The sequence below is a fragment of the Peribacillus sp. genome (assembly GCF_059453735.1).
The window spans coordinates 1-10,088 of record NZ_JAZVJO010000126.1 but is presented as its reverse complement, the minus strand read 5'-3'; the positions used below and the strand labels follow the sequence as shown (position 1 = coordinate 10,088).

Sequence of the window (10,088 nt, the reverse complement as noted above, 5' to 3'; positions counted from 1 at the left end):
TGCACCTCCCCACCCCGTCGTGATCCCAAGTGTACCTTGGACAAACCCAATGTTAATTCCTTCTCTTGCCAATCGAAAATCACAAGCGGAGGCAATTTCACAACCACCACCGACCGCACTGCCATTTAATACAGCGATAGTAGGTTTTGGCAATATCGCTAGCTTGTATAAAATCCCCCCCATTTTCGATAACATGACAAAGGATTCTTCTTCAGTTCGCAGTTTATGAAAGACTGATAAATCACCGCCAGAACAAAAAGCATCTTCACCTGTTCCTGTTAAGATCACTACTTTCACTGTTTCATCAACAGCCGCTGAATCCAGAGCCCGGTCAATTAACTCCATTACTTCAATATTAACGGCATTTCTTTTTTCAGGACGATTAATAGTTATCTTCATGTAACCGTATTCATTTCTCTCTACCAAACACGCATCCTTCATGTTAATTCCCCCTCTTTCATTTTATGACCATCGTACAACATAACAAAAAACACAGGAATGATGTTAATCCCTGTGTTTGTCTAACCTTGTTTACACAAGTGGAGAGACTCTCCTTTTGTGCATACGATTATTTGTTTACAACATCTTTACCTTTGTATGTTCCACATTCCTTACAAATACGGTGTGAAAGTTTCATTTCACCGCAGTTTGGGCATGAAACCATACCAGGTACTTGAAGTTTGAAGTGTGTACGACGTTTTCTTTTTACAGTTTTGGACGTTCTTCTAAAAGGTACAGCCATTATTCCCACCTCCTTAAAAAAATATGAAGAAGCTATGAAGATCGGATGCCTTCTATCTTCCTTTTTCCCAATTACGATTCTTTATCGTTGTCAAAAAAGTTCGCAAGCTTTGCTAATCTTGGATCGACCTTCTGCTGAAGTTCTTCCTCAGAAACAACAGACCAATCTTTCCCCGAATGAGGAGCAGCGCCTTCCGCATTGACATCCTCACAAAAAACCTGCATCGGAATCTCTAGCAGTAATAATTCTGTAATTACCGGTATAAGATCCACAACCTCGCCTTTTGCCACCGCTACTCCATCTTCTTCTAATAAGGCACTATCTGCACCTAAAAAGAAGGTTTCCGTTGCATCGATATTAATCGGGAAGTTCACATCTACCAGTGTCCGGGAACAAGGCAAAATAAGTTCTCCAGATATATGCAAGTGGAATGTTGCTCTAGCAGACGTAACATCTGCTTTACCCGTTACATGCATCGGAGAGACTCCAAGGATTTGTTTTTCTCTTTCCTTAATATCGGAAACATCTACAAATTCATCTATTTGCAGGTTCTTATCCCGGAATTTTTGAAGTTGGCTAATAGTCCATTTCAAATGAATCACCTCAAGGCAACAAAGGTAATTATATCTGTCAATCTACCGTTTGTCAATATTTTTTCTTTACACTATAAAGCTTGAAGGAACAGTGTTAAACACTGCATGTAAAGTACCCAGGAAATAATCCCGCTCCTTCTATCATATCCATTTTTTTCGATTTTGCAAACATGCTGGCTAATATTTATTTATAAAACTGTCGATACTGAACTACTGGACCTCCGTATATATGCTAAAATGTTGACTTAGCATACGTTTAGCTGTTTCAGAAAACAGCATTTAAAACCTGTAAAAAAGGAGCGATGAGCAATGAAAGCAGTTGGACTTGTGGTCGAATATAATCCCTTTCATAACGGCCATGCGTATCATGTAGAACAAAGCAGACTCGCGTCCGGAGCTGACGTTGTTATTGCGGTTATGAGCGGGCCGTTTTTACAAAGAGGTGAACCTGCCTTAGTTAGTAAATGGGCTCGGACTGAAATGGCTCTTGCAGCCGGTGTAGATCTAGTCATCGAACTTCCCGCTCCCTTTGCTTCTCAAAATGCGGAAATCTTCGCACGAGGCTCTATATCAATTTTAGAGGCACTGGGATGTAGTTCATTTTGTTTTGGAAGTGAAGATGGATCGATAGAACCATTTATGGAAGCCTATCATTTTCTGACAAAACATCAGTCTAATTATGACGCTGCTATCCGTAACTATCTATCCAGCGGCAATAGTTATCCAAAAGCCGCATCACTTGCTTACCAAGAGCTGTCAAACGGACTGAAATTAGTTGACCTAAGCAAGCCAAATAATATTCTTGGATTTGAATACATAAAAACTGCCTTACATCATTCTTTCGATATTATTCCCTCTACAATTAAACGGATTCAAGCTGATTACCATGAAACACAGCTTGGAGCACAACCTATTGCAAGCGCAACTGGGATTCGTAAGGCTCTCGCGGAGCCAGGGAGTACAATCAGTAGGATTAAACAATATGTACCTGAAACAACAGCTGATCAATTAACTCGATACCTGCGTACATATGGCTCACTGCATACATGGGAGAACTACTGGCCTTTATTGAAATACCGTCTCCTTTCCGCTTCTAACGCTGAATTAGCTGAAATAGCCGAAATGGACGAAGGCATTGAATTTCGCCTTAAATCAATGGTACTTCACTCGACAAGCTTCCATGATTTTATGGAAAATATTAAGACTAAACGATACACCTGGACAAGACTTCAACGAGTTTGTGTCCATATTCTTACTGGGACAAATAATGAGACCACAAAAAAACTCCAAGAATCACCCTCTTATCTTCGAATCCTAGGCATGAATGATAATGGGCAGGACTATCTTCGACAAATAAAAAAACATATTTCTCTGCCTCTCGTTTCAAGGCTGGCCTCTTTCAAGGAGGATAGTATTCACGCTGATATTCAGGCTTCTACCATCTATACATTAGGACTAAGAGAACCATTCCAGTCCTTATTATTGAAGCGCGAATACGAATCACCAGTCATCTATCGAAAGTAGGTATAGATAAAAAACGTAAACGATGCGCAGAAGTGCAGTTCGTTTACGTTTTTTTGTATTATTTTTTTTCTAATGAATGTAAATACTCCAGCGCATCGTCAAATCTATCAACTGGGACAATTTTCATATCAGTGTCTATATCTTCTGCCGCAATTAATGCCTCTTGATAATTAGAACCTTTTATCCCCTTCTCATTTGGAGCAAAGAAGATTTCCGCACCTGTTTTATCTGCCGCAACAATTTTTTGCTGGATTCCTCCAATGGGCCCAATGGTTCCATCTTCGGACATTGTACCCGTTCCGGCAATTTGATAGCCTGAAGTAATATCCCCTTCAGTCAGCTGATTATAGATTTCTAAACTGAACATTAATCCAGCTGAAGGACCGCCGATCTGCTCTGTATTAATCGTAATAGATGGATCAGTAACTGGTTTTTTATAATCATCTAAGCTAATACCCATCCCCACTTTTTTAGGCTGGTCTTTAAATGCTTGCAAAGAAATCTTTACCGTTTTTTCTGTGTCTTCACGCATGTAGGTAACTAAAACGGTGTCATCCGCCTTCTTCTTCCCAATATACTCAATAAACTCTGCCGAGGATTGGAATTTTATGTTATCCACTTTTATTATTTGATCCCCTGGCTTAAGCTTCCCGTAGGCAGGCATTCCTTTAATCACACCCAGTACATACACACCCAGGTAGTCAAACGAAAATGATTTCCCGGCTTTTTCGTAAGCAATCTTAATGGCACTGTTTTTTGATCCATCCATCATATGAAGTTGTCTTTCACTATATTCTTCATCCGATTCATCCGTGTCACGGATAGCGTCCTCCGGATACAGTTCTTGGTATTTACTCATTTTTGCAACTAGGTACCCATAAATATTTGCCTTTCCCATTCTGACCGTAGTCAGCATAAAGCTTCCCTCTGCGTCATCACCGCCGGCCACCTCTACAATCGGTTCTAATTCCTGGGCCATCCCAGGCTTAGTTACATAATAGGGCAGGGTGTAAAAAGCTGATAACACAATAATAATGACAGCTAGCAGGAAAGAGCGGCTATATCCTTTACGGCTCATCTATTCGAGACTCCTTCCACGATTCAATCAATTCCTTAATTTTCTCAATTTTTTGACTGGCTGCTTCTTCTCCAATACTAATTATTTCCTCAATATTTGTAAATGCTTTTGAACTAAATTTCTCCACCCGTGGTCGAATCATAACGTCTGAAGATAACTCTCTGCTTTCGACCAACTCCATTTGTAATATATCTAAACTCTGCATAATCACATCATATATAGAATTGATTTCCACATTTTTATTTACATGCGAAACATCGACAGCGATGACAATATCAGCGCCCATCGATTTTACGACAGACACAGGGACACGATCAATAACCCCCCCATCAACCAGCATTCTATTGCCAATCTTTTCAGGAACAAATATCCCCGGTACCGATATACTTGCCCGTACGGCCTCGGCAATTGGGCCTTCGCGAAATATGACCTTTTCTCCGGTACGGATGTCGGTAGCTACGATAGCAATCGGAATATCTAAGTTTTCCAGTGACTTGTTATATGTAAAAACGCGAATTAAATCTTTTACACGTTTTCCAGAAACGAATCCCATTTTAGGTACAGTAAAATCTAAGTAATACTTTCGCTTAAATGCCTTCGCCAATTTATATAAACGATCCGTATCGGACCCCGCAGCATAAAAACTGCCCACCAAAGCACCCATACTGCTCCCTGCTATCATATTTACGGGGATACCAGCCTCTTTTAAAACTTTGAGAACGCCTAGGTGGGCAAATCCTCTAGCCCCCCCGGACCCCAGTGCAAGACCAATCTTTGGCTCCCGCATCTTATCCCTCTTTTCTAAGATTACTTATTAAACAATCCTCTTACAAAGTTATGGTCTTAAATTGATTTCTATGTGCATATTCTGTAAAGCAGGGACAAGGATTCTTCGTTATAAGCATTTCCTTGTTTATACGTTATGATAAGTGCCAAGATTCGTAACTTTCCGAGGAGGCTAAGGTAATTGCTGACAGCAAAATTCAAATCATTATTTTTGGCGGCTGCGGCAACAATTATGGCAGGCGCACTCATCATCTTTCCGCAAGAATCCTTTGATGCTTCCATAAGAGGCTTAAATATGTGGTGGGAAATCGTTTTCCCCTCTCTCCTCCCATTTTTCATCATTGCAGAAACATTAATTGGATTCGGTGTCGTCACATTGATTGGCGTCTTACTTGAGCCCTTAATGCGTCCATTATTTAAAGTACCTGGAGTCGGTGGATTTGTTTGGGCCATGGGGATGGCTTCAGGTTTTCCTTCCGGGGCCAAATTCACTGCCCGTATGCGGCAGGAAAAACAATTAACCAGAATTGAAGCTGAACGACTTGTTTCCTTTACCAATTCCTCTAATCCACTGTTTATCTTTGGAGCAGTTTCGGTTGGTTTTTTTCATAACACAAACCTTGGCATCCTGCTTGCGCTTTCCCATTATCTTGGCAACATATTTGTCGGAATTATTATGCGTTTTTATGGGAGAGAAGAAGAAACCAAGCCTTTAGTCAAAAAAAAGACGCTTTCCATTAAACAAGCTTTTGCTGAAATGCATCGCACCCGACTGAAAGAAAATCGTCCGCTTGGAAAGCTGCTTGGTGATGCTGTCGTTTCTTCGATTCAGACCTTATTAATGATCGGTGGTTTCATCATACTTTTTTCTGTAGTGAATAAATTACTTTTTCATATGCATGTTACTGGGTTTCTTGCTAACGCCATACAAATTATGCTTCATATTTTACAATTTCCTCTGAACTTAAGCATGCCTTTTATTGCTGGAATCTTTGAGATTACACTAGGATCACAGATGACCAGCGGAATTGAGGAAGCTTCTTTAATGCAACAGGCCATCATGGTCAGCTTTATTCTCGGATTTAGTGGATTTAGTGTCCAAGCCCAGGTTGCGAGTATAATTGCTGATACAGACATCCGCTTTTTCCCTTTTTTCATTGCTCGAATTATGCATGGAATTTTAGCTGGTTTTTTTGCCTTCGTACTTTGGGAACCGCTTTATAATGGATTCACATTAAAGATCCCTTCAAACTCCCTGCCCGTCTTTGGACACAGTGAAGGAGGGATTCTTACACTTTATGAGATCATGACCCAACTTGGGCCGTTAGTTACCATTATCTCATTATTACTGTATACCTTTATTCTAGCCAAAAGACTTTTAAAGGAATAAAGATATCCATTTATTACTATAATTTTAAAAAAGCTGTCCTCGCCAGATTTTTAAATCTGATGAGGACAGCTTTTTAATTTAAAGGAGTTGATCTTGGTACTTTTCAATTAATGCTTGTTCAACAACTTCTGGCACCAGCTCAGAAATATCTCCTCCGTACTTGGCTACTTCTTTAACAATGCTTGAACTCAAGAAAGAATACTGGTTTTTCGTCATAATAAAGAAAGTCTCTACCTTCTCATTTAACAACCTGTTCATAGATGTACCTTGCATTTCATATTCAAAATCAGAGACGGCACGAAGTCCTCTTATAATGGCTGAAGCATTAACCTTTTTAGCATAGTTCACCGTAAGTCCTTGAAACGAATCTACTTTAACATTCGGTAAATGTTCCGTTACTTTCCTAATCAACTCCAGCCTCTCTTCCACAGAGAAAAGCGAATTCTTGGCTGAATTATTCAGTACAACCACACGAATTTCGTCAAATACTCGTGCCCCTCGTTGAATGATATCCAAATGTCCGAATGTTATCGGGTCAAAGGAACCTGGACAAATCGCAATTTTAGGCATATCTATTCCCCCTCGTTCTCTTTAAGCATTTCCCCATTTATAAATAGAAATAGCAATTGCCCCGTATTCCTCATATCTTTCACGCTTAAAGGTTTCTATCCGGTCTGGTAGTTTAACGTCTCTGCTGTGTTCGCATAGGATAATTCCTTCTTCATCGAGCAGACCTTCGTTATGTATCTTTTCAATTAATCCAGCTATCTTCTGCTGTTTATAAGGTGGATCAAGCAAAATCAGTCCGAACCGAAGCTCTCTTTTAATTAACGCCTTAAGCGCTCTTTCTGAATCAATTTTATACAGTTCAGAGCACTCGGTAAAACCGCACGTCTCAATATTTTCCTTAACCGTTTGAAATGCTTTAAAATCACGATCAACAAAAATAGCTTTGTCCATCCCTCTGCTAAGCGCCTCAATGCCAAGTCCACCGCTGCCTGCATAAAGATCTAGAACTAGACCTCCATGGAAATAAGGTCCAATTATATTGAAAATAGTTTCTTTTACTTTATCTGTTGTCGGTCTTGTTCCTGTACCTGGTACAGCCTTCAAGGGCCGGCCTTTACACGTTCCTGAAACAACTCTCATTTTCTCACCCAATTTTAAGAAATTTCTATACACTCACTTATCCTACCATATTCACTTTTGCTAGCCAATAGGGAAGGCATTCTGCTAAAGAGTCCAGAAGATTTCGGACAATCTAAAAAAACGATCAAGGATGAATAAGAAGTCGAATCTTGGTGATAATAAAAGTAACAGCATCACTTTTTCGGTGTTGTTGCCAACCGCGGAGAAGGCTTACGTTTCCCCATAAGTCTTCACCGGTTTCTCCTCTCCCTTTGCCTTCTATCCTTAAAGCAGGACTCGAAGGACCCCGCAGCTACTAGCCCGCGGGGATTTTTTTTGCTTTTTTTTACGATTAAACGATCTGGCAAAGGGAGATAACCATTGATTCATCTTCACTTTTATAGTTTTATTTGATAAAGTAAGGATGAGTTTGAACAATAAGGGAGAGATTTAGTTGATCCAACGGTTTATAGAATTAGGAGAAGGTACATCAGATTTATATGAATTACTCGCCATTGCTCGATCTCAAAAAGAGCGTGTTTTACGTTTATTAGCTTTACAGACTAAAATTAAGGATAAAGATGTCGTATCATTGGTTGTGGTCATGAAACCAACGAATCCTGGTAAATTCCAGCCATTATATGTGTGCCGCGAAGGAATTCTCAACCCACATACTACCCCAAATCAACGATTCCAGCTGTTTAATGATTTAGCAACTGAATTAGATAAATCGATTATAGAAATGGAAGTTAAACCTTCTACAGTATTTGCTGAAAAAACGCTGTATTATCAGCACTTAATTGGTATTCTTCGTATGAATCGTTATTTGCCCGCAGATGAAAATCCTTGGGGTTGAATAAAAAAAACGCTGGCACATGAGCCAGCGTTTTTAAATACCCATTTTATAATCATACTCTTTTGCTTTATCTGGTCTAGCATTTTCAAACTCCATTTTCAAATAAGGTTTGTAGGAAACCTCAACCTTTTTAACGAATGAAAAACCTGAAAGTTTTGTTACCAATGTCTCAACGTCCTCCATATTCGTATAAAGAACCACATATTTAAGTTTCTTTGATACAAAATGAATGTTTCCAAATTTTCTCAACATCTTTGCTTGCTTCAATGTATGTAAATAAACGATAATCGCCTGTCTTGATCCAAACATAATTAGATTGCTCCCCTGTATAAAGGTTTTCATTAAGTGTAGCACAGCTGAAACTTCCCTTTCAACTAAAATAACGGATGCTTTTCCAACACGATCTAAATAAAAGGAAAGGCAGTATATGTATTCCGTATCATCAAACCGTCTTACGTCCTTAAAAAGCCATACTGGTTAAAATGTACGGCTGTACCTCTCAGCCATCAACGCAGAACTGGATGATAAAACACTTCTTTTTCTGCTCATAAAGAAAAGGCTGTCGAAAAATTTCGACAGCCTTCCTTTAGTGAGATGTTATGCTGAACACCCGCAGCCTCCACCAGTACCACAGCTTCCCGAACTGCATCCAGATGACGCAGATTCGAAAAATGGACTGCCGGCTGGGACTTTAATAGTTGGTGACACAGCATGACCAACTCGCATGCTAATTTCATCCAGGAGACTTTGGAGCCCCGTCTCAGCCATCTTAAACTCAGCAATTGTAGGATGTAAGTCCATATCCCGCTTTAAATGCCGGATTTCCAAATTCACACGTTTGTAATCTGGATGATACTTACCGAAACGCTGCACTTCCTCAAACAGCTCCTTCATAGAGGCAAACTGTTTAATTTTCTTCTGCGCTAACCGATCTTCACGCATTTTATATAAAGTTTGGAGATATTGTTCCCCAATTTCTGACTGTAGCACGAACTGAGCTAATTCATCAGCTCTCTGAAGAATTTCTACTCTTTCCATAGTAGCAAGCACGATTGCTCACCTCCACCATCATATTACCATTTTTAGCCCCAAGAAGCTAGAGCGACGATTGGATTTGTACGGAGAATTCCTTTGTATAGGTTGTCTGCTTTTGATCATCAATTAACTTTACTTTAATTCGGTGTTTTCCTTGAGGTAAATCCTTAACGATAAATGCTGCCGTCCTCATTTCATCCATCTTTTTTCCATCTACATAAACAAGGACTGAGGCCAGTGGTTTTTCACTGTTAGGTGTAAATGAATACTCCCGAGTATAGCAATCCACGAAAACAGACGTACCCTTAGTAGAAAAGCCAACTTGAAAATCATCTCTTACCTGAGTCATTGCTGACAGAACCTCAGTAGTAGGGACTTGCATTAAGGCTCCTGAATTACTCACGTTCTCATTGCCGTAAAAATAGCCTGATACAAGCATTACAGCTGATAGACTATAAAGTAGAAACTTCACAATTTTCGCCCCCTTTTTCCATACTGTTTGCAAAAAGGAGCAAATTATTACTAATTAAATAGACTTTTTAACCAGTTGGTGTTCTCATAGCTTGAAACATATGCATCATCATCGAAGCCATTTGGACTCCGTCGGCAAACTTTGAAACTCGATGAGGAATTGATTTTTTGTAAAAAAAGACAGCCTCTGTTTGGAGCTTTTCAAATTCTTGAGGATTTCGCATCAATCTTCGATACCAGATGGGCTGTAACCTTAAAAACTTTTTTAGGTCTTCATCCTCTGCAATCAGCTCATAAATATCTTGACGCATAAAAATCCCCCTTTAATCTTTTTTAAACGCAAAAGGATTTGATGATTTCGGTTTAGATGGTGCTGGAGCTTCTGTTTTAGTTTTTTCCCCCTGAAACGATGTTATAATTCCTTGGATGGCGCCTAATGCTTGATTCGCATTGGAAATATATTGCTGAATCTGATTGATATCCAT

The 10,088-nt window shown here is 39.6% G+C and carries 15 protein-coding genes; 3 read left to right on the top strand and 12 right to left on the bottom strand.

Annotated features, from left to right (window positions below):
• The 3 genes from AC52RT_RS04195 to AC52RT_RS04185 all read right to left on the bottom strand — a co-directional run.
• The coding region (locus tag AC52RT_RS04195; protein WP_495539588.1) for an enoyl-CoA hydratase/isomerase family protein at window positions 1–441 on the bottom strand (441 nt) is incomplete at its 3' end.
• A gap of 127 nt (window positions 442–568) precedes the next feature.
• Window positions 569–742 (bottom strand): 50S ribosomal protein L32, encoded by a 174-nt coding sequence (gene rpmF / locus AC52RT_RS04190; RefSeq protein ID WP_040374608.1) that lies wholly within the window; start codon window positions 740–742, stop codon window positions 569–571.
• A gap of 71 nt (window positions 743–813) precedes the next feature.
• Window positions 814–1,335 carry a YceD family protein gene (locus tag AC52RT_RS04185; RefSeq protein ID WP_495539587.1) on the bottom strand — a complete coding sequence of 174 codons (522 nt, stop codon included), beginning with the start codon at window positions 1,333–1,335 and terminating at the stop codon, window positions 814–816.
• A 309-nt stretch (window positions 1,336–1,644) separates the two neighbouring features.
• On the opposite strand from AC52RT_RS04185, the gene AC52RT_RS04180 reads away from it, so the two are divergent.
• Window positions 1,645–2,859 carry a nucleotidyltransferase gene (locus AC52RT_RS04180; RefSeq protein WP_495539586.1) on the top strand — a complete coding sequence of 405 codons (1,215 nt, stop codon included), beginning with the start codon at window positions 1,645–1,647 and terminating at the stop codon, window positions 2,857–2,859.
• Window positions 2,860–2,917: 58 nt separating this feature from the next.
• Here AC52RT_RS04180 and AC52RT_RS04175 read toward each other — a convergent pair whose 3' ends face one another.
• Together AC52RT_RS04175 and AC52RT_RS04170 are read right to left on the bottom strand one after the other, a co-directional pair.
• Entirely contained in the window at window positions 2,918–3,937 is a 1,020-nt protein-coding gene (locus tag AC52RT_RS04175) for a SepM family pheromone-processing serine protease (RefSeq protein ID WP_495539585.1), read from the bottom strand.
• Window positions 3,927–4,724 (bottom strand): patatin-like phospholipase family protein, encoded by a 798-nt coding sequence (locus AC52RT_RS04170; RefSeq protein ID WP_340849476.1) that lies wholly within the window; start codon window positions 4,722–4,724, stop codon window positions 3,927–3,929. Before AC52RT_RS04170 ends, AC52RT_RS04175 begins: the two co-directional genes overlap by 11 nt.
• A 180-nt stretch (window positions 4,725–4,904) precedes the next feature.
• Here AC52RT_RS04170 and ylbJ point away from each other — a divergent pair, with 180 nt between their 5' ends.
• Window positions 4,905–6,113, top strand: coding sequence for a sporulation integral membrane protein YlbJ (gene ylbJ, locus AC52RT_RS04165; protein ID WP_495539584.1), 1,209 nt, complete (start codon window positions 4,905–4,907; stop codon window positions 6,111–6,113).
• 78 nt (window positions 6,114–6,191) lie between these two features.
• Here ylbJ and coaD read toward each other — a convergent pair whose 3' ends face one another.
• Both coaD and rsmD read right to left on the bottom strand, forming a co-directional pair.
• Window positions 6,192–6,683, bottom strand: coding sequence for a pantetheine-phosphate adenylyltransferase (gene coaD / locus AC52RT_RS04160; RefSeq protein WP_495539583.1), 492 nt, complete (start codon window positions 6,681–6,683; stop codon window positions 6,192–6,194).
• Between the two features lie 21 nt (window positions 6,684–6,704).
• Window positions 6,705–7,262 carry a 16S rRNA (guanine(966)-N(2))-methyltransferase RsmD gene (gene rsmD, locus AC52RT_RS04155; protein WP_495539582.1) on the bottom strand — a complete coding sequence of 186 codons (558 nt, stop codon included), beginning with the start codon at window positions 7,260–7,262 and terminating at the stop codon, window positions 6,705–6,707.
• Between the two features lie 433 nt (window positions 7,263–7,695).
• Here rsmD and AC52RT_RS04150 point away from each other — a divergent pair, with 433 nt between their 5' ends.
• Window positions 7,696–8,097 carry a DUF7147 family protein gene (locus AC52RT_RS04150; protein ID WP_495539581.1) on the top strand — a complete coding sequence of 134 codons (402 nt, stop codon included), beginning with the start codon at window positions 7,696–7,698 and terminating at the stop codon, window positions 8,095–8,097.
• A 33-nt stretch (window positions 8,098–8,130) separates the two neighbouring features.
• Here AC52RT_RS04150 and AC52RT_RS04145 read toward each other — a convergent pair whose 3' ends face one another.
• The 5 genes from AC52RT_RS04145 to ylbD form a co-directional block, all read right to left on the bottom strand.
• The gene (locus AC52RT_RS04145; RefSeq protein ID WP_495539580.1) at window positions 8,131–8,406 is read right to left on the bottom strand and encodes a YlbG family protein; all 276 of its coding nucleotides are present in this window, start codon (window positions 8,404–8,406) and stop codon (window positions 8,131–8,133) included.
• A 288-nt stretch (window positions 8,407–8,694) separates the two neighbouring features.
• Window positions 8,695–9,147 carry a YlbF/YmcA family competence regulator gene (locus AC52RT_RS04140; RefSeq protein WP_495539579.1) on the bottom strand — a complete coding sequence of 151 codons (453 nt, stop codon included), beginning with the start codon at window positions 9,145–9,147 and terminating at the stop codon, window positions 8,695–8,697.
• 46 nt (window positions 9,148–9,193) lie between these two features.
• Window positions 9,194–9,604 carry a DUF8447 domain-containing protein gene (locus tag AC52RT_RS04135; protein ID WP_495539578.1) on the bottom strand — a complete coding sequence of 137 codons (411 nt, stop codon included), beginning with the start codon at window positions 9,602–9,604 and terminating at the stop codon, window positions 9,194–9,196.
• Window positions 9,605–9,671: 67 nt separating this feature from the next.
• On the bottom strand, window positions 9,672–9,914 hold the full coding sequence (locus AC52RT_RS04130) for a YlbE-like family protein (RefSeq protein ID WP_495539577.1): 243 nt from the start codon (window positions 9,912–9,914) through the stop codon (window positions 9,672–9,674).
• 12 nt (window positions 9,915–9,926) lie between these two features.
• The gene (gene ylbD, locus AC52RT_RS04125; RefSeq protein ID WP_495539589.1) at window positions 9,927–10,088 is read right to left on the bottom strand and encodes a spore coat protein YlbD; all 162 of its coding nucleotides are present in this window, start codon (window positions 10,086–10,088) and stop codon (window positions 9,927–9,929) included.